Raw genomic sequence first — 23,536 nt, 5'->3', positions numbered from 1 at the left:
CCGCCGCCCGCCCCGCGCCCGCGGGCGTTGAGCGCTCGCCGGGGGGGCTCACGGGGCGCGGTGGCGCGCGCGCCCCCCCGCCCCCCCCCGCCCCGGGTGCCGCCCGCCACGTCGATTGGCGGGCGGCACCGTCAGGAGGCGGAGTAGTGGTGCTCGGGCCGCCCGCTGTCCCCGTATTTCAGGGTGAGGTGCAACCGCCCCTGTTCCTCCAGGTACTTGAGGTACCGCTGGGCCGTCGACCGGCTGACCCCGGCCTGGGTGGACACCTCGTTGGCGGACACCGGACCGCCGGCCCGCGAGACGATCTGCCGGATCAGCCGGGCCGTCCGCTCCGTGTACCCCTTGGGCATCGGACCGGAGGTGGCCGAGGCGCGCAAGGTGCCCATGACCCGGTCGATCCGGTCCTGGTCCAGTGCGGTGTCCCCGAGGGTTCCGTGCAGTTGCGCGTACGCCTCCAGCTTTCCGCGCAGCCCGTCGAAGGTGAACGGTTTGACGATGTACTGGAGCACCCCGGCCCGCAGCGCCTCCTGGACGGAGGCGGGCCGGTTGTCCGCCGTCACCATGATCACGTCGACGTCCGGACCCTCCCGGCGCAGCCGGCGGGTGAGCGACAGTCCGCTCTCGTCCGGCAGATAGTGATCGAGGAGCAGCAGGTCGATGCCCCCGCACTGCACGGTGGCGAAGGCCGCGGCGGCGTCGTGGACCCGCCCCGCCACCCGGAATCCGGGGACGCGGGAGACGTAGTGCGCGTTGATCTCGGCGACGTGGAAGTCGTCGTCGACCACGAGAACGTCGATCACGGCGCCCTCCGTTCGCCGACGGGCACCGCCGGGGGCATCCGGACGGTGAACACCGCCCCGCCGCCCGCGCGTCCGTCCACCGTCACGGTGCCGCCGCGCCCCGACACCAGGTCGCTGACGAGGGCCAGGCCCAGCCCCCGGGGGCGGCCGTCCCGGCGTGGCTTGGTGGACGCGCCCTCGGTGAAGATCCAGTGCCGCAGCTCCGGGGGCACGCCGGGCCCGTTGTCCGACACGCGCAGCTCGGTGAGGCCCGCGCGTTCGCGCAGGTCCACCTCGATCCGCGGTTCGTCCGGCGGCGTCGGCCGGTGTGCGAGGAGTGCGTCGACGGCGTTGTCGACGAGGTTCCCCGCGATGGTGACCAGATCGAGGGATCGGTCCCGGCACCGGCGCCGGGGCGAGCCCTCGCCCACCGTCAGTCGAATGCCCCATTGCGCGGCCGCCACGGTCTTCCCCACCAGCAGGGTCCGTACGGGTGATTCCGATATGCGGTCAGTTCCAGTCGTTCCGCCCTGTCCGGCCATTTCCAGCAGGCCGACGAGCAGGTGCAGCGCGTTGCGCTGTTCGTGTGTGCGTATGTTCTCCCGTCTTCGTGCCGGCGTGCAGAACGCAGGCGCGCGTCCGGACATGAGACCCCCGCTCCGGTCAATCCGATGCATTGAATTCGGTCAGTGTGGCCGAATTCAATACTCACTCATCAGGTAGGCGTGGAACGGTTGTTGACCGTGTGACCTCGCCGGGGAGTGGCCGTTCGGTGCCGCCCGAAATTCATTGATTCCGATGGGCGGGGCAGCGGCAATCACGCTTGGGTAAAGAGATTCTTTGCGAGGAATTTGCCCGGGGGAGCTTTCGGGGGATTCGCGGTCATACGCCACGGAGTATGACGTGGGCGGCCCGGCGGACCCACCCGCGTGGAATTGTCAGACGCTCAGCAGGGCAAGGACGTCCGTCGCCGCCGTCCCGCCCGGCGCGAGGCCCCCCGAGGCCGCCGCCTCGGCCAGCCGCAGCAGCGTCTCGTTGGCCGGAACGGGCACCCCGTGCATCCGTCCCAGCAGCACGAACTCCCCGTTGAGATAGGCGGCTTCGATGGAACCCGCGTCGCGCGCCAGGCTCTGCCACGCCGAACCCAGCGCGCGTTCGCCGTCCGGCACCGGTCGTGCCTCCACGGCGCCCTCGCGCAGCGCCGCCAGTTCGGCCGCGGTGACGTGCCCGATACCGGCCGCCTCCAGCACCGCGGCCCCCTCGGCCCGCACCCGCGCGGCGAGCTCCCCGGCGGGGGTCCCGGCCGCCACCGGACCGCACAGCGCCTCGACGGTCTGGTTGAGATTTCCCAGCAGTTTGGCGTACTTGAAGCGCATCACGTCGGGCACGACCGGTGCGCGGAACACCGAATCCTCCAGATCGGCCGCGATGCGGTGGACGGTGTCGTCGGCGCCGGACGGGTAGCGGCCGAGAACCAGCACCCCGGTGCACGGGCCGCAGGCCGCCGTGACCGCGCCCGGACGCAGGAAGGAGGCGGGCAGCACCACGCACACGCCGTACACCCGGCGGAACAGCCGCAGCGCGAGGCGTTCGTTCTCGACGCCGTTCTGCGCGCAGACCAGCGGCAGCGATTCGCCCGCGGTGCCGCCGCCCTCCACCGGGCGCCCCGCCCATCGGGCCAGGGCCTCCGCCGTGTGCTGCGTCTTGACGGCCATCACCAGGACGTCGTCCGGGCGCAGTCCGACCTCCTCGGGGCCCTCGGCCACCGGCACCCGCAGGGTCCGGGTGCCCTCGTGCGTGGTGAACCGCAGCCCGTCCGCGCGCAGGGCCCTGCCGTGGGCGCCGCGTGCCACCAGGACGACATCGCGGCCGCTCTCGTGGAGCCGCCCGCCGATCGAACCGCCGACCGCTCCGGCCCCCACGACGATGTAGCGCATCACTGTTCCTCGTTCCTTCCCGGCGGTCCGCCGATGCCTCGAAAACCGGCCTCCGGCCCGGGGCCCGGGATCACCCCGACCATCGGACCGAGGCCGCGTACCACTCGGCGAGTTCGCCCACGCGCCGCTCGGCCTCGTCGGCGTCCTCGCCCGTCACGACGTAACCGGCCAGGTAGACCCCGGACTTCTCGCCGCCCTCGTACCGTTCGCCCACCGTGCCACGCACCCGTTGCTCGACGACGAACGGGGGTGCGGCGGAAGGCAGTTCCTTGAGTGTGCCCGACTCGGGGTAGAACACCACCCAGGCCGCCGAACGCCCCGGGGCCGCCCCGGTCACCTCGCGCACGGGATGTGCGGCGCCCCTCACCTGGGCCAGGAACCACTCGCGGTCCAGGTCGAAACCGGTGGCGGCGCGCACGGCCGCGGCGGTCAGGGCGCCGCCCGTGCGGCTGGCGACCTCGCACAGCACCAACTCGTCCCGCGGTGTGCGGAAGACCTCCAGATGGAAGGCGGTGCACCAGGGCGTCGGCAGCCGGTCCAGGACGTGCCGGGCGTAGTCGGCGAGCCGGTCCACCAGCGGATCGTCCCGGGTCAGCTGCACCGAACCCAGGTGCGCGCCCTCCCGGTAGGACAGGCAGTCGTTGAGGTAGCGGGAGACGAAGACGGCGCGCGGCTCACCCGCCACGACGAGCCCGTCCACGACGTACATCGCGCCCTCGACGAACCGCTCCACCTGCGGGTGCTCGGGCAGCCCCGAGGCGAGGAGCGCGGCGAGGTCCGCGTCGTCCCGCAGCACCCGCGTCCCGGTGGAGCCGGAGCCGAACGCCGGTTTCACCACCACCGGATAGGGGTGCTCGCGGACGAACGCCAGCAGGTCCAGCGGAATCCGTACCGGCGCGAACTCCGGTACGGCCACGCCCTGTTCGCGCAGCAGCGACTTCATCAGCACCTTGTCCCGGAAGGCCAGCGCGCTCGCGAAGTCCTGCCCCGGCACGCCCAGCACCTCGCGCAGCCGCGCCGCGCGCAGCACGTCCCCCTCCGCACGGGCCACCACCGTCGCCGGAGACCCGGCGAGTGCGGCCCGCTCGACCTCGCCGCCGGTGCCGTACCCGGTGAACGGGCGCGCGCCGGGCATGTGGCGGTACTGCGGATACCGGTGCGCGGCGACGAGCAGCGACGGCCGGACCCCGGCCTCGGCGGACCAGAGGTCGTACGGGGTGTCGGCGTAGTCGCTGTCGACGAGGACCAGGACGCCGTCGCCGTCCGCAGGGGGGCTCGGGTCCGCCGTGTCCGCCGAGCCGTCGGGGTGCGGGGAAGTCGCCTTGTCCATCGGTCTGCCTCCGGATTCGCGGGCCGCGTGCAGAGTAGATCGGCCGAGCGAATTCCGGGGGTTTTGGGAAAGGCTTCGGCGCAATGGGAACAACGGGATTTTCGATGGGAAATCTCGTTGTGCCCACAAGCGTGGCCCCGCACGTTCCCTTGGCTACCGTCCCCTTCCGGGTCACGTATGCAAAGGGGGATTCGGAATGACGCGGACACCGCACCGGACACTCCGTCTCGGAGCGTTTCTCGTCGCGCCGGGCTACCACATAGCCTCGTGGCGCCACCCGCACGCACACGCCGACGGCGGACTGGACTTCGGGCACTACCGGGACCTCGTGCGGACCGCCGAGCGCGGCCTGTTCGACATGGTGTTCCTCTCCGACGGGGTCGGCATCCGCATCCCGTTCCGGGACGCCGACGAGCTGAGCCGGCAGGGCCGCATCGTGCAGTTCGAGCCGTTGACATTGCTGTCGGCGCTTGCGGTGCACACGACGCACATCGGGTTGGCGGCGACGGCGTCGACGTCGTACAACGAGCCGTTCAACCTGGCGCGGAAGTTCGCGTCGCTGGACCATCTCAGTGCGGGGCGCGCGGGGTGGAACGTCGTCACCTCCGTCACCGACGCGGAGGCGCGGAACTTCAATCTGGACCGGCAGGCGGACCATGCGTCGCGTTATCACCGGGCGCGGGAGTTCATGGAGGTGGTGACCGGGCTCTGGGACAGCTGGGACGACGACGCCTTCGTCTACGACAAGGAGTCGGGGCGGTTCTTCGATCCGGAGAAGCTGCACGTCCTGGGGCACGAGGGGGAGCACTTCAAGGTGCGCGGCCCGCTGAACGTGGCCCGCCCGCCCCAGGGCCACCCGGTGATCGTGCAGGCCGGTGCCTCGCCGGACGGGCAGGACTTCGCCGCCCGCTGGGCCGAGGTCGTCTTCACCGCCGCGCAGGACATCGACCAGGCACGGACGTTCTACCGGGGCATCAAGGAACAGGTCGCCGACCACGGCCGAGACCCCGACCAGGTCAAGGTGCTGCCCGGGATCTTCCCCGTGGTCGGCCGGACCCGCGCGGAGGCCGAGGACAAGTACGCGGTGCTCCAGGAGCTCGTCGACCCGGTCGTCGGCCTCGGGCTGCTGAAACTGCTCCTCGGCGACGTCGACATCTCCGGCCACCCGGTGGACGGCCCGCTGCCCGAACTGCCCCGCACCGAGGGCTCGACCAGCCGCCAGCAACTCGTGTACGAGAAGGCGCGCCGCGAGGGCCTGACCATCCGTGAGCTGTACCGGTCCATCTCCGGCGGACGCGGCCACCGCATCGTCATCGGCACGCCCGAGACCCTCGCCGACGAGCTGGAGGAGTGGTTCACCACCGGCGCCGCCGACGGCTTCAACATCATGCCCGCGGTCCTGCCCGACGGCCTCGACGACTTCGTCGGCCTGGTGGTGCCCGAACTCCAGCGCCGGGGACTGTTCCGTACCGCCTACGAGGGCACCACCCTCCGCGAGAACCTCGGCCTGCCCCGCCCGCCCCGGGGCGCGGCGGCCGGCCACGCGGGCACACCGGCCGGAGAGAAAGCGACCGCCGCCACGCCGGCCACCGCCGACCAGGAGACATCGCCATGCCGTCCCTCAGCCGTCCACTGACCGAGATACCCCCCTCACCACTGGTCGCCGTCGAGCGGCTGCTCCGGGCCCACGGGCACGGGGCGCCGGTCGGGCTGCACCAGGGGAAGACCGTGTTCCCGCCGTGCGCCCGGCCCCGGACCTGGGAGCGCGCCGAGTTCGGCATCGCACCGCACGAACACGCGCCGCCCGTCGGCGTCCCCGCCCTGCGCGAGCGCCTCGCCGAGACGGCGGGGGAGCGCCGCGCCACCCCCGTCGACCCGGACCGGATCCTGGTCACCTCCGGGGCCACGCACGCCATCGCCGTCGTGCTGCACGCGATCCTGAGCCCCGGGGACGACGTGCTGGTCCTCTCCCCGCAGTGGCTCTTCGCCACCGGCCTGGTCCATGCCGCGGGCGGCGTGCCCCGCGAGGTGCCGGTGTTCCTGGAGCTGTCCGGCCCGGACCCGGACCCCGCCTTCGACTTCATCTCCGTCATCGGCGCAGCCGTGGGTCCACGCACCCGCGCCATCTACTTCAACAACCCCAACAACCCCACCGGTTACCGACTCGACGAGGACCAGCTGGCCCGCCTCGTCGACCTGGCCGAGCGGCACGACCTGTGGCTGATCGCCGACAACGCCTACGAGAACTACGACTTCTCGCCCGACGGCTTCCTCGACCCGGCCACCGTCGGCGGCGCCGACGCCCGCACCTTCTCCGTGTACTCGTGCAGCAAGACGTACGCGATGCCCGGCGCCCGCGTCGGCCACCTCATCTCCCCGCCCGGCTGCACCGAGACGCTGACCAAGTGGTCGCTGCACACCCTGTACTCCGTCTCCACTGCCGCCCAGTTCGCCGCGTACGAGGCCCTGTCCACCCCGTCGTCCGAGCTCGCCGAGCGCCGCCGCCTCGCCGCGGAGGCGGGCCGCCTCGCCACCGACGCCCTGGAGATCCCCCACACCCCCGTCACCGGCGGCCTCTACACCTTCCTCGACCTGAGGGGATACGGCGACGGCGAGGCGTTCGTCCGCCGCTGCGCCGAGGAGGGCGTCGGACTCGCCCCCGGCCGGGTCTTCGGCGCGCACTGCGACGCCTGGGCCCGCCTGTGCTTCACCGCCGCGCCGCCGCAGACGGTGTGCGACGCGGTCCACCGCATCAACAAGGTCCACGGGGAGGGCGCCGCATGAGTGCCGAACTCACGAGCTGGGGAGCAAGAGAGGGCGGGCTCGCGACGCCCTGCGACTCCGCCTCCCGCGTTGTCGTCGGTCGCGATGACTCCGCCATCACTCCCTCCTCCGCCTCGGATTCGAAGCCGCATGACGACGCTCGCTGCTCCACCCCTATTGTTCCCCAGCTCGTTACCGCCCCGCCGCCGGCCGGCGCCCTCGCGCCGTACCTGCGGCGCCACGAGTCGCCGGCCCAGCTCGGCCTGAAGATCAACGCCTACCGCGACTACGAGATCGAGGGGCTGGCCGGGGCGCTGCGCGCCCCCGACCTGGTCGACAGCCCCGTCGAATGCGTGATGGTCGGCGACTCCTACTTCATGACCCACCTCGGCCGCCCCACCACCGTCCTGTCCGGCACCGCCGAACGCGATTGGGCGCTGTCGACCCTGGTCGGCCTCGTCGACGAGGTCCGCGGCGCGATGGACCGGGTGTTCGCCGCGCCCCGGGTCCCGTTCCTGCTCGCCGACCTGCCCGACGGAGCCACCGCCGGACCCGCCGCGGCCCGGGAGGCCGCCGCCCGCTTCGCCGGAGCCGGCGCCGACGCGGTGAAGATCGAAGTGGCGGGCGAGGACGAACTGCGCTGCGTGGAGGCGGTCGCCGCCACCGGCCTGCCCACCCTCGCCCACATCGGCTACACCCCCCAGCTCACCGGCCTGGGCCGGCACGGGGACGCCGTGGACGACGCGCTGGAGCTGTTCGCCCGCGCCCGCCGGGCCCGGGACGCGGGGGCCTGCGGCCTGATCGTGGAGATGGTGAGCGAGCCGGTCAACCAGGCACTGAGCCGCCCCCACCCGGCCGGCCTGCCCGTCTACTCGGTGTTCAGCGGCCGGGCCCGCCTCGGCGGACAGAGCCTCAACCTGTGGGACGCCGTGGTGCGCCCCGCCCGGCCGGGCCGCTACTTCCCGCCGACCCCCACCATCGACGCCGCCGACGTGCCCGAGGCGTACACCCCCGACCTCATCGCGGACCGGATGCGCGAACTGATCCGGCTCACCCTCGCGGGCTGGTTCCCGCTCTCCCCGCGCACCGCGCTCGACGCCCGCCAGGCCGCGCGGATCACCGACACCGATCCCTGGAGCGTGTCTTGACCGTCACCGAACCGACCTCCGGCACCACCGTCTTCGACGCGCTCGAATCGGCGGTGCGGACCTACTGCCGCCGCTTCCCCGCCGTCTTCACCCGCGCCTCCGGCCACCGCATGTGGGACGAACAGGGCCGCGAGTACACCGACTTCCTCTCCGGCGCCGGTGCGCTCAACTACGGCCACAACCCGCCCGAGGCGAAGGCCGCACTCGTCGACTACGTCCTCGCCGACGGCCCCGCGCACGGCCTCGACCTGCACACCACGGCCAAGGCCCGCTTCCTGCGCCGCTTCCACGAGGTGGTCCTCGCCCCGCGCGGACTCGACCATCGCGTCCAGTTCACCGGCCCGACCGGCACCAACGCCGTCGAGGCCGCTTTCAAGACCGCCCGCCGGGTCACCGGCCGCACCGACATCGTCGCCTTCACCGGCGGCTTCCACGGTCTCTCGCTCGGCGCCCTGGCCGCCTCCGCCACCGCCTTCAAACGGGGCGCCGCCGGAGTCCCGCTCGGTCACGTCACACGCATGCCCTACGAGGGCTACTTCGGGCCGGACACCGACACCGTCGACCACCTCGTCCGGCTCCTCGACGACCCGGGCAGCGGCATCGACAGGCCCGCGGCCCTCGTCGTCGAGACGGTGCAGGGCGAGGGCGGTCTGGCCGCGGCGAGCCCCGACTGGCTCCGCCGGCTCGCCGCGGCGGCCCGCGAACGGGACATCCTGCTGATCGTCGACGACATCCAGGCGGGCTGTGGCCGCACCGGCACCTTCTTCAGCTTCGAGGAAGCCGGCATCGTGCCCGACCTGATCTGTCTGTCGAAGTCCATCAGCGGCTACGGCCTGCCCATGGCGCTCACCCTGGTCCGCCCCGAACTCGATCTGCTCGGACCCGGTGAGCACAGCGGCACGTTCCGCGGCAACAACCTCGCCTTCGTCACCGCCGCAGCCTGCCTGGAGAACTGGGACGACCCCGCCTTCACCGACCGCGTCGCGAGAACCGCCGCCCTGCTGGAGGAACTCCTCGGCGAACTCGCCCGGACCTTCGGCCACCTGGGCTGCGCCGTGCGCGGCCGCGGACTGATCCGCGGACTCGCCTTCACCGACGACGGCCTCGCCGACCGCGTCTCCCGGGCCGCCTTCGACCGGGGCCTCCTGGTCGAGACCTCGGGGGCGCGCGGACAGGTCCTGAAGATCATGCCGCCCTTCGTCATCGACGAGGACGGACTGCGGGGCGGCATCACCGTTCTCGCCGACGCGATCGGCTCGGCGGCAACGGAAGGGGAAGGGCAGTGACCGTCCTGAACGAGAACACCGAGGAACTCGGCGGCACCGACGGCGAGCCCGGACACATCGACGAGACCGTGCTGCGCCGCATCGCCGACGCCTGGCCGCGCCGCGCGACCATCCGCACCGACCTCGACCGCATCGCCGAGCCCGAGGAGTACGACGAGTCGCTCCCCGACTACCCGGTCCGGCTGCTGCCGTTCGCCGAGCACCCGCTGTTCCTCGCCGCCACCCCCGAACAGCGCCGCGACGTCCTGACCATGGCCTGGCTCGTGTACAACGAGCGCGTCATCGCCGCCGAGGAGCACGTCGCCAACCCCACCTTCGCGATGATCATGCACGGCGTCTTCCCGGGCGCCGAGGGCGTCCAGCTCAAGCGGGCCGTGCAGCAGACCCACGTCGACGAGGTGTGGCACACGTACATGCACATGGTCGCCATGCAGCGCACCCGCGAGGTGCGGGCGGTGACCGACGAGCCGCACTACCCGCACACCGTCACCTACCGAAGGCTCCTGGCCGCCGAGGCGCGGACGAGCGAGCGGTGGGAGCGGGACCTGCTCAAGCTCGTCTGGACGACCGTCTCCGAGATCAGCGTCAACGCCTATCTGGAACTGCTCTCCCGCGACGAGACCGTCCAGCCGCTGCACGCCCTCGTGCCCCGGCTGCACGCCCGCGACGAATCGGCCCACTCCTCGGTCATGGTGGAGGTCGCCAAGGCGCTGTACACGCACCTCGACGAGAAGCAGCGCAGGGCGTTCACGGACTACCTGCCCCAGGCGCTGCACGCCTTCGTCGCCCAGGACTTCGAGGTGTGGCCCGGCATCCTCGCCCACGCGGGCATCGAACGCGCCGACGAGATCGTCGCCGACTGCCGCGCCGACGCCGGCAACGACCTGCTGGTGCGGGACTTCTCCGGAATCCGGCGGATCGTGCGGGAGATGGAGCTGGAGGACCGGGTGGACTTCGCATTCGGAGCGGAGTGACATGCGGGTCGCCCGACTCCCCGACGGCGGCGGCCGGCTGGCCGCGGCGGCCCTGGTCCAGTCCCTGGGCATCGGCCTGTTCATGGCCTCCTCCATGGCGTTCTTCACCCGCCAGGTGGGCCTGACGGCCAACCAGGTCGGGGTGGGGCTCGCCACCGCCGGGGCCGTGGCGCTCGCCGTGTCGCTGTTCGGCGGCGAACTCGCCGACCGGTACGGGGCACGACGGGTCCTGGCGGTGCTCTACGCGATCCGCGCGGCCTGCTGCGTGACGTACGCCGTCGTCACCTCCTTCTGGCAGTTCCTGGTGGTCACCCTGCTCGCGATCGCGGTGGACCGGGCCGCGCCGCCCGTCCTCCAGGCACTGGTGGCCGGGTCGGTGCCCGACCAGCGGGAGCGGACCCGGGTGCTCGCGGTGATCAACGTGGTGCGCAACGTGGGGCTCGGCGTCGGCGCGATGGCGGCGGGCGCGGCCCTGGTCAGCGACACCCTCCTCGCCTACCGGATCACCCTCGGGGCGATCGGCCTCGCCTTCCTCGGGGGCGCGGCACTGGTTCTGCGGGTGCGGGAGAACGAGCGTCCGGCGGTCCGCGAGCGGGCCAGGTGGGCGCTGCCGTATCCGCGCTACCTGGCGCTGACCGGGCTGAACTTCCTGCTCACCTTCTTCGACGCCCTGCTGCTCGTGGCGATGCCGGTATGGGTGCTGGAGCACACGGACGCGCCGCGCGTCACGGTGTCCGTGCTGTTCGCGCTGAACACCGGCCTCGTCGTCGTCCTGCAGATCCCGGTCAGCCGGTTCGCCGACGGGCTGCGCCGCACCAGCCGCCTGATGGCCGCGGCCGGTGCGGTGCTCGCGGCGGCCGGGCTGTGCTTCGCGGCGGCCGGCAGCACCGGCACCTGGGTCGCGGTCGGCTGGCTGGGGGCGGCCGTCGTCGCGCTGTCGCTGGGGGAGGTCATGGCCAACTCCGCGGGCTGGGAGCTGTCCATCGCGCTGGCACCGCCCGAGGCGCGCGGGCGCTACCTGGCGGTGTTCAACCTGGGGCTGTCCGCGGAGCGGGTGCTCGGGCCGGTGGTGGTCACCGGGCTGCTGCTCGGCGCGGGCACCGCCGGGTGGATCGGCGCCGCCGCGGTGTTCCTGCTCGCGGGCGTGGGTGCCGAGCGGGTCGCGCTCGGCGCCGGGGCCCGCGCCGAGGCACCGGCCGGGACATGACGGGACGGCGGGCGGACACGGTGAGGGCCGCCCACGACGGAACGAACGACAGGGACACAGTGGACGGAAGGACGGATCACATCATGCGGGTGGGTTTCGCCGGGCTCGGAGCGATGGGCGGGGGGATGTGCCGCAGGCTCGCCGACCGCGGGTACGAGGTGGTCGTCCTCGACCTGGACGCGGACGCGGTGCGCCGGGCGTCGGCGCACCCCGGAGTCTCGGCAGCACCGGACGTGCCGGGCCTGGCCGCCCCGGTGGTCGTCACGATGCTGCCGGACGGTGCCGCCGTCCGGCAGGTCGCCGACGTGCTGCTGCCCGCGCTGGAACCCGGCGCCGTGCTCGTCGACACCGGCTCCTCGGCGCCCGCCGACACCCTGGAACTCGGGCGACTGGCAGCCGGGTTCGGGGTCCGCGTGGTGGACGCCCCGGTCTCCGGCAGCCCCGCCGCGGCCCGCGCCGGTGAACTCACCCTGATGGCCGCGGGGGACGCCGACGCCCTCGACCGGGCCGCGGAGGTGCTTTCCGCGCTCGGCCGGATCCACCGGGTCGGCCCGGCCGGTGCCGGTCACGCGCTGAAGGCCCTCAACAACCTGCTGTCGGCGGTGAATCTGGCCGCCGTCGCCGAAGTCATGCTCGCCGGGCGGGCGTTCGGCCTGGACCCCGCCGTCATGCTGGAGGTCGTCAACGCCTCCACCGGCCGCAACCACGCCTCCGAGACCAAGCTGCCCGACCACGTGCTGCCCGGTACCTTCGACTCGGGCTTCGCGCTGCGGCTGATGCTCAAGGACATCCGCATCGCCACCGCCCTGCAGGCCGAGGCGGGCGGCCCGGCCCCGTTCGGCACCGCCTGCCGGGAGTTGTGGGAACGGGCCGGGACGGATCTGGACGCGGGCGCGGACAACGTCGAGGTGGTCCGCTGGCTGGAGAACGCCGCGGGACGGGAGTTGAGGGCATGAACGACGTCAGGCGCGTGGCGGTCGTCGGCGGCACCCCGGCCGCCCTGCGCAAGGCCCGTGCCGCGGGCTTCGAGGTGGTCTGGATCCACCAGCCCGGTGAACTCGCCGCGGCGGGCCTCGCGGAGGTCTCCGAAGCACTGCTGACGGACTACCGGGAACCGGACGCCGTCGTCGCGCTGCTCCGGGCCCTGCACGCGGACCGTCCCGTCGAGCGGGTCGTCTCGATGATCGAGGACGGCCTGGAGACCGCGGCGGAGGCGACCACCGCCCTGGGCCTGCCCGGCACCGGGCACGAGGTCGTCCGGGTCCTCCAGGACAAGCTCGCCTTCCGGGCCCGCCTCGACGAGCGGGGGGTGGACGCCACGGCGGCCCGCCTGGGCCGCGGCGAGGAGGACCTGCGCGCGTTCGTCGGGGCGCACGGCCGCGCGGTGATCAAACCGCGACTCGGTTCCGGCAGTATCGGCGTGCGCCTCGTGCACGGCCCCGAGGACGTGCCCGCCGTGGCCGCGTGGGCCCGCGCGTTCGGGCTGCACACCTTCCTGATGGAGGAGTACCTGGAGGGGCCGGAGATCAGCGTCGAGGCATTCTCCTACGACGGGCGCCACGTCGTCCTGGCCCACACCGCGAAGGAGACGCTCGGCTCCCTCGTCGAGATCGGCCACGTACAGCCCGCCGGACTGGCCCCGGACCTCGCCGCGGCCGTCGACGAGCTCGTGGTGCGCATGCTCGACGCGGTCGGCCTGCGGGACGGCCCGTCGCACACCGAGATCAAGCTGACCCCGGACGGCCCCCGCCTCGTGGAGTCGCACAACCGGCGTGGCGGGGACCGGATTGCGGACCTCGTCCAGGAGGTGTACGGCATCGACATCGACGCCCTGGCCTTCCGCTGGTACGCGGGGGACACCGCACCGGAGTTCCCCGGCGCCCCCCGGTGCGGCGCGGCGATCCGCTTCCTCACCGCCGAGCCGGGCGTCGTCGAGTCCGTCGACGGGGCCGAGGCGGTACGGGCCGACCCGCACGTCGTCGATGTGCAGATCGGTGTCTCGCCCGGCGACACGGTGTTGCCCATCGCCTGGTCGTACGACCGTTCCGGGCTGCTCGTCGTCCGTGGCGCCGACGCCGACGAGGCGCGCGGACGGGCCCGGGAACTCGCCTCGGCCATCACCATCCGCACCACACCGGGGGAGCCGGCCGCGCACCCCCGTCCCATCGCCGCGGTGGCCCCCCGCCCGGACCGCCTGATCGGACCTCCGGGCCCGGGGACGGCGCCCGGGGAGACGGACGGCACGCCGGCGCACCGCACGGCGACGCCGGAGAAGGGATGAACGGCCCATGGGCAAGCTCTACGAGGTGCTGACCCCGGCGTTGCGGTCCTTCGTCGCCGAGGCGCCGATGTTCTTCGTGGCCACCGCGCCGCTCGCCGCCGACGGCCGTGTCAACGTGTCGCCCAAGGGCGGCATGGACACGTTCGCCGTGCTCGACGACGTCACGGTGGCCTACCTGGATCTCATCGGTTCGGGCGCGGAGACCATCGCCCACCTGCGGGAGAACCGGCGGATCACCCTGATGTTCTGCTCGTTCACCGCCCGCCCGAAGATCGTGCGGCTGTACGGGGAGGGCCGCTGCGTCTTCCCGGACTCGTCCGAATGGGACGCTCTGATCGGGAACTTCGGCACCCATCCGATTCCGCGTTCGATCGTCGTGGTGTCCCTGGACCGCATCGCCGATTCCTGCGGCTTCACGGTCCCGGAGATGACCCTGGTGCGGGAGCGGGACCTCCAGGACAAATGGGGGGAGCGCAAGACGCGCACGCAGTTGGAGGAGTACATGCGCGAGAAGAACTCCCTCAGCGTCGACGGCCTCCCGGCCCGCCCGCGCCGTTCCGGGACGCACGCGGGCTGACGGCGCGTGCCGCCGCGGGAGCGGGCCTGCGGAGCGTCACTCATGACCACGCTCGGGATGATGTGCCGCCATTTTCATCTTTTATCCGGATTGTGGCTTGCCCGACTTGTTGGCCGTAGAGGGGCGTCGTAGTGTCGGAAGTGCCGTCGAAGGAACCAGGGGCGGCGCATCAAACCCTCCGAAGGAGGCGAAGATGAAGGTTCGTAGCATCTTCGACTACAGGGACAGGGACCACGGTGACCGTGGGCGCGGACGGGATCGCGAAGGCGACCGCGGACGTGGACGCGGAGACCGGGGCTACGGCGACTACGGCAGGTTCGGCGACCGCGGTGGTCGTGGGCGTTACTGACCCGCATCCCTGACTCCATCCCCGAATCGAGGCAGGCTCGTGCTACGGCGCGGGTCGGCCTCGCGGTATGGGGGCGGCCCGCGCCCATGGAAACGGTCCATGGCACCGAGAGCCTGTGTGACGTGACGCCCATGCGCCTGCGCAGTTCACCGAGGCGCCCAGCGCCCCACGAGGAAGAACCTCCCGACCACGAACCCACCCAGGACTCCACCCGCGAATCGGTGACGGACGTACCGATCCGTACCGATCCCGTCGGCATCATGGCGGCGTTCCGCCGCTTCTGGCCGCTGACCAGGGGCGATCGACGCTGGCTGTTCCTGGTCTTCGTGTGCGCCGTCCTTTCTGCCGTCGCCGAGACCATCACGGTGCTGCTCTTCGCCGAACTCACCGACAGCGCCCTGCGGGAAGGCACCGTCAGCGCGTTCTGGAAGCCGGCCGGCCAGTGGCTCGCCGTGGCCGTCATCGGCGCGGTGACGGGCTATCTGGGCAACTCCGTCGCCGCCTGGACCGCCGAACGCTTCGTGCTGCGGCTGCGCGCGCGTGTCTTCGGCCATCTCCAGACGCTGCCACCGCACTTCTACCAGCGCAATCGCCGCGGCGACCTGGTGGAGCGGCTGACCGGCGACGTGGAGGCCATCGAGGCGCTCGTGGTCTCCGGCATCGTCGGCGCGGCCTCGGCCCTGTTCAGCACCGTTTTCTACGCCGCCGCCGCGCTGTGGCTCCGCTGGGACCTCGCCCTCGCCACCTTCGTGATGGTGCCGCTGTTCTGGTACACCACCCGCCGGTTCGCCGGACCGCTGCGGGCCGTGTCCCGGCGCGGCCGGGCGGCGGACGGCGCCATCACGGCGGTGGTCGAGGAGACGCTGGTCAACGTCGTGATGACCCAGGCGTACAACCGGCAGCGCGACGAGGAGGCCCGGCTGCTCGGCAAGGCGCGCATCCGGCTGAAGGCGGCGGTGCGGGCGGTCCGGCTCACCGAGTTCTACGAGCAACTCGTCGAAGTCCTCGAAACGTTGTGCGTTCTGACGGTCATCGGGCTGGGGGCGTGGGAGATCTCCGAGGGCCGGATGACCCTCGGACAGCTGCTCGCCTTCGCCGCCTTCATCGGCTACCTCTACCCGCCGATCCGCTCCCTGGGCCAGCTCGGCCTCACGGCCACCGCGGCGACCGCCGGCGCCGAACGCCTGCTGGAGATCCTCGATTCCCGCCCCGCCGTCACCGACCCCGCCGCCTCCGTACCGGCCCCGCCCCGGGAACGGGCGCGCGGCGAGGTGGAGGCGCGCGCGGTCCGGTTCCGGTACCCCGGCGGCGAGGAGCCGGTGCTCCGGGACTTCTCGTTCACGGCGAGCCCCGGCGAACTGGTGGTCGTCACCGGCCCCAGCGGCGCGGGCAAGTCCACCCTGGCGGCGCTGCTGCTGCGCTTCTACGACCCCGACAGCGGCAGCATCCGGCTGGACGGCGTGTCCGTCGACCGGCTGCCACTGGACTACGTGCGCCGCAACATCACCCTGCTCCCGCAGGAGACCCTCGTCCTGCACGACACCATCGAGGAGAACATCGGCTGCGGACACACCGACGTGACGCACCGTGACGTCGTGGCGGCGGCGCGGGCGGCCGACGCCGACGGGTTCATCCGTACATTGCCGCAGGGATATGCCACCGTCATTTCCACCGGCACCTCCCGGTTGTCCGGCGGCCAGTTGCAGCGCATCGCGATCGCCCGCGCGATGCTGCGCGACGCACCCGTCCTGCTCCTCGACGAGCCCACCACCGGGCTGGACCGGCTGGCCGCGCAACGCATCATCGAGCCGCTGCGGCGCCTCGCCGAGGGGCGCACCACCATCGTCATCACGCACGACCTGGCCCTCGCCTCGGACGCCGACCGCATTCTGGTCGTGGACGAGGGACGGCTGGTGGAGTCCGGTACCCACGCCCAACTCCTGACCCGGCAGGGCCTGTACGCCACCCTGTTCGAGCGCAGGACGCGTCCCCGCGACGCCGTCGAGCAGCACCGCCCGGCCCGCCCCTCGGGAATCCACTGGCGCTGACGGAGCGGGTAACTACCTCGCCCACGATGGGCAGCGGCGTCGCGGCGTCCGGGACCTCCGCCTCCGGCGTTGTCGTCGGTCGTCGACGCTCAGCGTCGGCTCCCTCCTCCGCCTTGGATTCGAAGGCCCCGGACACCGCTCCTTCCCCCACTGCCCATCGTGGGCGAGGTAGTAACGGCCGGGCCGGGGCCCGGCGACAGGGGCCCGGCGAGCGACCGCACGCCGGCCGCCGGTGCCGGGAGCGGCACCGCCATCCGTGTCGCTACCATCCGTTGTGAGCGAAACAGCGGAGACGTCGGAGCAGGCCGAACCATCGGGAACGCCGGGACCGGCGACCGGACCCCCCGAACCGGTGCGCGTGCCGGGGCCGGCCGCACCGGCGGACCCCCCGCCCACCACCGGGCCGGACCCCGGCGGCCCCCCGCGCCGCGCACGCCTCCTCGCCGACCTGACCCCGCTGCGCACGTCCCCCGACTACCGGCGGCTCTGGTTCGGGAACACGGTCTCCTGGATCGGCCAGGGCATGACATCGCTCGCCGTCTCGCTCCAGGTCTACGACATCACCGAGTCCGCCTTCTCGGTCGGCCTGATCGGGTTCTGCTCGTTCGTGCCGCTGGTGGTCTTCGGGCTGTACGGCGGTGCCGTCGCGGACACCCTGGACCGCCGCAAACTGGGGCTGGTCAGTGCGGCGGGATCGTTCGTGCTCTCCCTGGTACTGGTCGTCGCGGCCGTCGTCGGCCTGGAGCGGGTGTGGCCGCTGTACGCGGTCGTCGCCCTCCAAGCGGCCTGCTTCGCGGTCAATTCACCGGCCCGCAGCTCGATGATCGCCCGGCTGCTGCCGGCCGAGCAACTGCCCGCCGCCAACGCGCTCACCTCCATGACCAGCACCACCGGCATGCTGGTCGGACCGATGCTCGGCGGCCTCGTCGTCGGCTGGTGGGGGTACCGGGCGGCGTACACCGTCGACGCCGTCACCTTCACCGCCTCGCTGTACGCGATGTGGCGGCTGCCCTCGATGCTTCCGGAACGGGAGGAGGGCGCGGGGACCGGCCGGGCGTCGGTCGCGGACGGTCTGCGCTTCCTCGGGGCCAGGCCCAACCTGCGGATGACCTTCTTCACCGACCTGTGCGCCATGGTGCTGGCCCATCCCCGTGCGCTGTTCCCCGTGGTCGCCGTGGTCTGGTACGGCGGCGACGCCAGGACCACCGGGCTGCTGGTCGCCGCACCCGCGCTGGGGGCACTGCTCGGCGGGGTGTTCTCCGGGTGGCTGGGGCGCGTCCGGCGGCACGGCCTGGCCGTCCTGCTCGCCGTGGCCGCCTGGGGTGCCGCCGTCGCGGTTTTCGGGCTGACCCGCCAGCTCTGGCTCGGGCTGCTCTTCCTGGCGCTCGCCGGATGTGCCGACACCACCTCGATGGTCTTCCGGAACACCATGCTCCAGGCGGCGGTGCCGGACGAGATGCGCGGGCGGCTTCAGGGCGTGTTCATCGTGGTCGTGGCGGGCGGACCGAGGCTCGGCGACTTCCTGGCCGGATCGGTCTCCGACCTCTTCTCGCCCGGCCTCGCGGTGACCGGGGGCGGGATCGCCTGCGTCGTCGCGGTGGCGCTGCTGGGGCTGCGCCACCGCGGATTCGCCAGGTACGACGCGAAGGACCCGCAGCCGTGACGCCCGGCCGCCGGAATCCGGGCCCGGTGGTGCTGCGCGGTGCCCGCGCCGCAGCACCGGGGACGGCCGGTCAGGGGCGCAGCGACCGCTTCATGATCTTGCCCAGGTCGTTGCGGGGCAGCGCCTCCAGGTAGCGGACCGTGCGCGGGCGCTTGTGCGGGGCCAGCTGGGCGGCCACATGGTCCGCGAGCTCGGCCTCGGCCGGGGGAGCGTCGGGGTCGGCGGGCACCACCCAGGCGACGATCCGCTCGCCCAGGTCCGGGTCCGGCTCACCGGTGACGGCCGCCTCGCGGACGCCGGGGTGGTCCAGCAGCGCGTTCTCGATCTCGCCCGCGCCGATCTTGTAGCCGCCGCTCTTGATCAGGTCGGTGGCCTTGCGGCCGACGATCCGCACGTAGCCGTCGGCATCCCGGGTGGCCATGTCGCCGGTGCGGAACCAGCCGTCCGCGGTGTGCGCGGCGGCGGTGGCGTCGGGGCGGTTGAGGTAGCCGGTGAAGAGGTTCGGGCCGCGGACCTGGATCTCGCCGATGGCGCCGGGATCGGTGAGGACGGTGCCGTCCTCCTCGACCAGGCGGAGCTCGACCCCGCCCAGGGGTGCGCCGACGGTGCCGGGGCGCGGTTCCCCGTCGGCGCGCACGCCGGTGTTCATCAGGGTTTCGGTCATGCCGTACCGCTCGATGACCCGGCGACCGGTCGCCGCGGCGATCCGCTCGTGGTCGTGGACCGGCAGCGCCGCCGATCCGGACACCAGCAGCCGGGCTCCGGCCAGTGCCTTCGCCAGCTCGGCCGCCTCGCTGCCGGAGCCGTCCAGCGTCTCGGCGAGCCGGTGGTACATCGTCGGTACGCCGAAGAGCATCGTGGCGCCGGACGAGAGCTCCCGGGCCACCCCGTCCACGGCGAACCGGCCCAGGTGCCGCACCGATCCGCCCCGGCGCAGCGGCCCGAGCACGCCCAGGATCAGCCCGTGCACGTGGAACAGCGGCAGCGCGTGGACGAGCACGTCGTCGCCGGTCCACCGCCAGGCGTCCGCCAGCGCGTCCAGCGACGCGGCGATCGCCCGCCGGGGCAGGACCGCACCCTTGGGCGGGCCGGTGGTGCCGGAGGTGTAGACGATCAGCGCGGGTGACTCGGGGGAGGGCTCCGGGAACGGGGCCGCGACGCCGTCGTCCGGGTCCGTGTCGACATCGATGCGGGGCCGCGCGTCCAGCTCCGGCGGCAGCACGTCGCCCGCCCCGGCCAGCACCAGGCCCGGATCGCTGTCGGCGAGGATGTGCCCGAGTTCGCGCGCGCCCGTCCTCGGGTTGAGCGGCACCGCGGGCACCCCGGCCCGCAGCGCCGCCACGACGGCGACCACAGTCTGCGGCGTGGGCGTGGCCCAGACGGCGACCCGCCCGGCTCCGGTCAGCCGCGCGGCGAGTGCGGCGGAGGCGGCGGCCAGTCGCTCGTACGTCAACGCGTGTGCGCCGAACCGCACGGCCTCCCGCGTGGAGGCATCGGCCGGCTGGGGCAGAAGAGGTGTCATCTGCCCGACCCTACGGTCACCCGGCCCCACGGTCACCCGGCCCCGGCCATGACCGCGGTACGGGCGCGGGCCCGGCCCCTGCGCACCCTTGAACGGACGCGACGACGGACTGCGCGTCCTCCTCGCCCGCGGCGACGGACCGGGCGTCGGCGAACGGACCGTCGACCGGCTCGCGGACCTGCTGCTCGGCCCCGCTGTACTACCGGGCCGGCAGGCGGCCGACGGCACTGCGCCGACTCGTGCGGGGGACCCCTCGACGACTGTTTCCACCCCTCCGGTCAAGGGCGGACGGCCCCCGCGGGCCCGCCGGACTGCGCCGGGCGGGGCCACACACTCCGTGACCGGGACCGGGACGGGAGCACGGGCCCCGCCCGTCCCCTCGCGCCCACGATGCCCCGCCCCGGAACCGCAATCCATAGAAAACTGGGACAATCGTGACATGGACCGTCTGGACAGGGAAATCCTCGGCATCCTCCAGGAGGACGCCCGGATCTCGTACCGCGATCTGGGCGTACGGGTCGGACTCAGCGCCAACGCCGCCGCGGACCGGGTGCGCCGGCTGCGCCGCGACGGGGTGATCCGCGGATTCACCGTGATCATCGACCCGGCCGCCGACACCCGCACGGGCCTTGTCGTCTTCATCGACGTGACGCTGCGCATCGACACGGCCAACGAGACGTTCGAGCGGGCGGTGCTCGCCCTTCCCGGCATCACCGAGGTGGTGCACGTGACCGGCGGCCACGACTACCTCGTCCGCGCCACCGTCGCCGACACCGCCGCCCTGGACGGACTGCTGCGCAGGCTCAAGCGGGAGGCCGGTGTCGCCCACTCCACCACCCGGATCGCGCTGCGGGCCGCGCCCTCCGGGTGACGGGCCCCAAGGACTCGGAACCGGGCCCGCCGGGTGACGGCTCCGAAGGGCTCAGAGCGGTGCCTGCCAGACGAGCGTCGACGAGCGTGAGCCGTCCTCCTCGCGGCCGTCGTCCGCCACCGCCAGCCGCACCGCGGGCCGCCCGTCCGGCAGTGCCGCCGTCGCGTCCACCTCCACCTCGATCGCCGACACACCGGCCCGCCGGTGCGCGGCGGCGAGCGCACCCCGCAGCGCGGCGAGCAGCTCCCGCTCCACGGGCTCCCGCACCAGGGCGTCGACCGCCCCGTCGAAATGCACCGACGGCTGGAAGCCGAGGACGGCGGCGGCACCCCCGGTCTCCCGCAGCACCCGGCCCCGGAAGGTGGTGGGCGCCTCCGCGGGCGGCTGCTGGAGGGCGAAGATCGCCGTCCGCACCTCGTGGATGGTGGAGTCCAGCTCGTCCACGGCCCGGTCCAGCAGTTCGTCCGTCTCCGGGGACGGGGCTCTGCGGCGGGTCGACTCCAGCATCATCTCGGTCGCGAACAGCCGCTGCACGACGAGGTCGTGGAGATCGCGGGCGATCCGGTCCCGGTCCTCGTACACCGCGAGCTGCTCCCGGTCGGACTGGGAGTCCGCCAGGACCAGGGCCAGCGCGGCCTGCGAGGCGAACTGCGAGGCCAACTGCCGGTCCAGAGCCGTGTACGGGCGCGCGCCGCGCCGTCGCGGCAGGGCGAGGGTGCCGATCAGCCGCCCGCCGCTCTGCAACGGCAGCATCATGCTGGGCCCGAACCGCGACCGGACATGCGTGGTCATCCGCGGATCGGTTGCCGAGTCGTCTATGAATACCGGTTCCCCGCCGAGCAGTTGGGCCAGCACGGGGGAGCCGGGCTCGATGGTCGTGCCGACGATTCCGGCCGGGTCGTCGAGAGTGGACGCGGTGACGATCTCCATGCCGCCCGCCTCGGTGGGCTGGAGGATCACCCCGGCGGAGGCGTCCGCGAGCGTCCGGGCAGCCTCGGCCACCGTCATCAGCGCGTCGGTGGCGTTCCCGCCGGTCAGCAGGGTGGTGGTCACGGCGGCGGCGCCCTCGATCCAGCGCTCCCGCTGCCGGGCCGCCTCATACAGCCGTGCGTTGCCGATCGCGGTCCCGGCCCGTGAGGCCAGCACCCGGAGCAGCGCCGTGTCGGTGCCGGTGAAGCGGCCGGTGCGCTTCTCGGCGAGGTAGAGATTGCCGAACACCTGGTCCTGGACCCGGATCGGCGCCCCGAGGAAGGACCGCATCACCGGATGGCCGGGCGGCACCCCGCAGGAGCGCGGATCGGTGGTCAGGTCGTCGGAGCGCAACGGCCCCGACTCGCCGAGGAGGGCGCCGAGCATCCCGGAGTGCCCGTCGGGGAACTCGCCGATGCGCCGACGCCCGGCGTCGTCCAGGCCGCAGGTGAACAACTCGCCGATGGTGCCGAGTTCGGGGTCCAGGACCCCGAGTGCCCCGTACCGGGCCCCGGTCAGCTCCGTCGCGGTGTCCACGATCTGCTGGAGCGTGACCCGCAGGTCGAGGTCGGTCCCGACGCTCAGCACCGCTTCCAGGATCCTCGACAGCCGGGACGTGGCCTCCGTGTCGGAGTCCACCGCGTTCGGGCCTGCCGGGTCCGTCGCGCCCGGGGCCGTCGCGTTCCGCTTCCCTGTCCCATCCGTCATGCGCGTTCCCCCCGTGGGCGAGGTCGTCAGCAGGCGAGCGGGTCGAGCACCAGCGGCTCGATCTTCCCGTCCAGCATCGCACCCAGCCCCAGGACGGAGCACACGTCGGGCCGCTCCGCGATGTGCACGGGCACGCCCGTCGCCTCCCGCAGCATCTGGTCCAGTCCGGGCAGCAGCGCGCTGCCGCCGACCATCATGATCCCGCATTCGGTGAGGTCGGCGACCAGATCGGGCGGGCACTCGCGCAGCACCTTGCCGAGGCCGTCGAGCACCCCGGTCAGCGGGGCGTTGATCGCCTCCCGCACCGCGGCCGTCTCGACCCGCACCGAGCGGGCCAGCCCGGTCGCCACGTCCCGGCCGTGGATCTCGGTCACGGCGGGCCCGTACGGATTCAGACCGCTGCCGCTGAGCGCCAGGTGGAGCGGGCGCACCGACTGGCTCGGCAGCATCAGCTCGTGGTGCTGGCGCAGGTGCTGGATCACCGCGTGGTCGATGGCGTCGCCGCCGATCGGCACCCGTACCGCCGTCACGATCGAGCCCAGCGAGAGCACCGCGATCTGGGTGGTCGCCGCCCCGCACACCATGATCATGGTGGCGGTCGGCTGCTCGACCGGAAGCCCGCAGCCGACGGCCGCCGCGATCAGGGTGTCGACCAGCTCGACCCGGCGCGCGCCCAGCCCGACCAGGGTCTCCACGGTGGCCCGCTGGGCGAGCGGATCGCTGTCGTGCGGGGTGCAGGCGGCGGCCCGCAGCCGCGGCTTGCGGCGCAACTGGCGGCGGAGCCGCTCGCCGAGCAGCTGGCGGAGCATGCGCTGGGCCATCTCGATGTCGATGACCGTCCCGCCGGTGACCGGGCGGACCACCCGGATGTAGTCGGGGGTGCGACCCGTCATCTGCTCGGCGAGCTCACCGACGGCGATCAGCGAACCGGTACGCGTGTTCACGGCGGCGGCGCTCGGTTCGTCGACGACGAGCCCGAGTCCTTTCACGTACACCCGGGTCCGGGCGGCCCCGAGGTCGACGGCGACATGGCAACGGCGCAACTGCTCAAGACTGACGGTCACGGCAGGTTCTCCCGAGAGCGCGGTGGAGGGTTCCGGCGGCGGCCGGCCCTCCACGCATCG

Annotated in this window: 19 protein-coding genes; 12 read left to right on the top strand and 7 right to left on the bottom strand. The window is 73.1% G+C overall.

Features of this window, described 5'->3' with window-relative positions; all coding sequences use genetic code 11:
* Positions 1-131 precede the first annotated feature (131 nt).
* The 4 genes from ACFC79_RS04865 to ACFC79_RS04850 form a co-directional block, all read right to left on the bottom strand.
* Complete coding sequence (locus ACFC79_RS04865) at positions 132-800, bottom strand: response regulator (RefSeq protein WP_376235261.1); 669 nt, start codon at positions 798-800, stop codon at positions 132-134.
* A complete protein-coding gene (locus ACFC79_RS04860) occupies positions 797-1,426 on the bottom strand; it encodes a sensor histidine kinase (protein ID WP_376235258.1) in 630 nt (209 codons plus the stop codon). Before ACFC79_RS04860 ends, ACFC79_RS04865 begins: the two co-directional genes overlap by 4 nt.
* Positions 1,427-1,717: 291 nt before the next feature.
* A complete protein-coding gene (locus tag ACFC79_RS04855; RefSeq protein WP_376235256.1) occupies positions 1,718-2,716 on the bottom strand; it encodes a ketopantoate reductase family protein in 999 nt (332 codons plus the stop codon).
* Positions 2,717-2,786: 70 nt separating this feature from the next.
* Positions 2,787-4,046, bottom strand: a complete 1,260-nt coding sequence (locus tag ACFC79_RS04850) for an acetyl-CoA carboxylase biotin carboxylase subunit family protein (protein WP_376235254.1) — start codon at positions 4,044-4,046, stop codon at positions 2,787-2,789.
* Positions 4,047-4,242: 196 nt separating this feature from the next.
* Between ACFC79_RS04850 and ACFC79_RS04845 the strand changes: the two genes are divergently transcribed.
* The 11 genes from ACFC79_RS04845 to ACFC79_RS04795 all read left to right on the top strand — a co-directional run bounded on the left by ACFC79_RS04845 (position 4,243) and on the right by ACFC79_RS04795 (position 18,342).
* Positions 4,243-5,682, top strand: a complete 1,440-nt coding sequence (locus ACFC79_RS04845; RefSeq protein WP_376235252.1) for an LLM class flavin-dependent oxidoreductase — start codon at positions 4,243-4,245, stop codon at positions 5,680-5,682.
* Positions 5,658-6,830: a pyridoxal phosphate-dependent aminotransferase gene (locus ACFC79_RS04840; RefSeq protein ID WP_376235250.1), complete on the top strand. Its 1,173-nt coding sequence runs from the start codon at positions 5,658-5,660 to the stop codon at positions 6,828-6,830. Before ACFC79_RS04845 ends, ACFC79_RS04840 begins: the two co-directional genes overlap by 25 nt.
* Positions 6,827-7,957: a 3-methyl-2-oxobutanoate hydroxymethyltransferase gene (locus tag ACFC79_RS04835; RefSeq protein WP_376235247.1), complete on the top strand. Its 1,131-nt coding sequence runs from the start codon at positions 6,827-6,829 to the stop codon at positions 7,955-7,957. The genes ACFC79_RS04840 and ACFC79_RS04835 overlap by 4 nt, the downstream gene beginning before the upstream one ends.
* Entirely contained in the window at positions 7,954-9,243 is a 1,290-nt protein-coding gene (ectB, locus tag ACFC79_RS04830) for a diaminobutyrate--2-oxoglutarate transaminase (protein WP_376235244.1), read from the top strand. Before ACFC79_RS04835 ends, ectB begins: the two co-directional genes overlap by 4 nt.
* Positions 9,240-10,217 (top strand): diiron oxygenase, encoded by a 978-nt coding sequence (locus ACFC79_RS04825; protein ID WP_376235242.1) that lies wholly within the window; start codon positions 9,240-9,242, stop codon positions 10,215-10,217. The genes ectB and ACFC79_RS04825 overlap by 4 nt, the downstream gene beginning before the upstream one ends.
* A 1-nt stretch (position 10,218) precedes the next feature.
* Entirely contained in the window at positions 10,219-11,424 is a 1,206-nt protein-coding gene (locus ACFC79_RS04820; protein WP_376235240.1) for an MFS transporter, read from the top strand.
* Between the two features lie 83 nt (positions 11,425-11,507).
* The gene (locus ACFC79_RS04815; protein WP_376235238.1) at positions 11,508-12,380 is read left to right on the top strand and encodes an NAD(P)-dependent oxidoreductase; all 873 of its coding nucleotides are present in this window, start codon (positions 11,508-11,510) and stop codon (positions 12,378-12,380) included.
* On the top strand, positions 12,377-13,705 hold the full coding sequence (locus ACFC79_RS04810) for an ATP-grasp domain-containing protein (RefSeq protein WP_376235235.1): 1,329 nt from the start codon (positions 12,377-12,379) through the stop codon (positions 13,703-13,705). The genes ACFC79_RS04815 and ACFC79_RS04810 overlap by 4 nt, the downstream gene beginning before the upstream one ends.
* Before the next feature lie 7 nt (positions 13,706-13,712).
* The gene (locus tag ACFC79_RS04805; protein ID WP_376235232.1) at positions 13,713-14,282 is read left to right on the top strand and encodes a pyridoxamine 5'-phosphate oxidase family protein; all 570 of its coding nucleotides are present in this window, start codon (positions 13,713-13,715) and stop codon (positions 14,280-14,282) included.
* A 609-nt stretch (positions 14,283-14,891) separates the two neighbouring features.
* A complete protein-coding gene (locus ACFC79_RS04800) occupies positions 14,892-16,679 on the top strand; it encodes an ABC transporter ATP-binding protein (protein WP_376235805.1) in 1,788 nt (595 codons plus the stop codon).
* Between the two features lie 457 nt (positions 16,680-17,136).
* Entirely contained in the window at positions 17,137-18,342 is a 1,206-nt protein-coding gene (locus ACFC79_RS04795; protein ID WP_376235803.1) for an MFS transporter, read from the top strand.
* A 70-nt stretch (positions 18,343-18,412) separates the two neighbouring features.
* Here the strand turns inward: ACFC79_RS04795 and ACFC79_RS04790 are convergent, their stop codons facing one another.
* Entirely contained in the window at positions 18,413-19,864 is a 1,452-nt protein-coding gene (locus ACFC79_RS04790; protein WP_376235229.1) for an acyl-CoA synthetase, read from the bottom strand.
* 439 nt (positions 19,865-20,303) lie between these two features.
* Between ACFC79_RS04790 and ACFC79_RS04785 the strand changes: the two genes are divergently transcribed.
* On the top strand, positions 20,304-20,735 hold the full coding sequence (locus ACFC79_RS04785; protein ID WP_376235227.1) for an Lrp/AsnC family transcriptional regulator: 432 nt from the start codon (positions 20,304-20,306) through the stop codon (positions 20,733-20,735).
* Between the two features lie 51 nt (positions 20,736-20,786).
* Here the strand turns inward: ACFC79_RS04785 and ACFC79_RS04780 are convergent, their stop codons facing one another.
* Together ACFC79_RS04780 and ACFC79_RS04775 are read right to left on the bottom strand one after the other, a co-directional pair.
* The gene (locus ACFC79_RS04780; RefSeq protein WP_376235224.1) at positions 20,787-22,412 is read right to left on the bottom strand and encodes a GAF domain-containing protein; all 1,626 of its coding nucleotides are present in this window, start codon (positions 22,410-22,412) and stop codon (positions 20,787-20,789) included.
* A 26-nt stretch (positions 22,413-22,438) separates the two neighbouring features.
* Positions 22,439-23,476, bottom strand: coding sequence for a rod shape-determining protein (locus tag ACFC79_RS04775; protein ID WP_376235222.1), 1,038 nt, complete (start codon positions 23,474-23,476; stop codon positions 22,439-22,441).
* Positions 23,477-23,536: the final 60 nt, after the last annotated feature.

The sequence above is a fragment of the Streptomyces sp. NPDC056061 genome, assembly GCF_042266885.1.
Lineage (GTDB): Bacteria > Actinomycetota > Actinomycetes > Streptomycetales > Streptomycetaceae > Streptomyces.
Note: the sequence above shows the minus strand (reverse complement) of the source record. Positions and strands in the feature narration are given on the sequence as shown.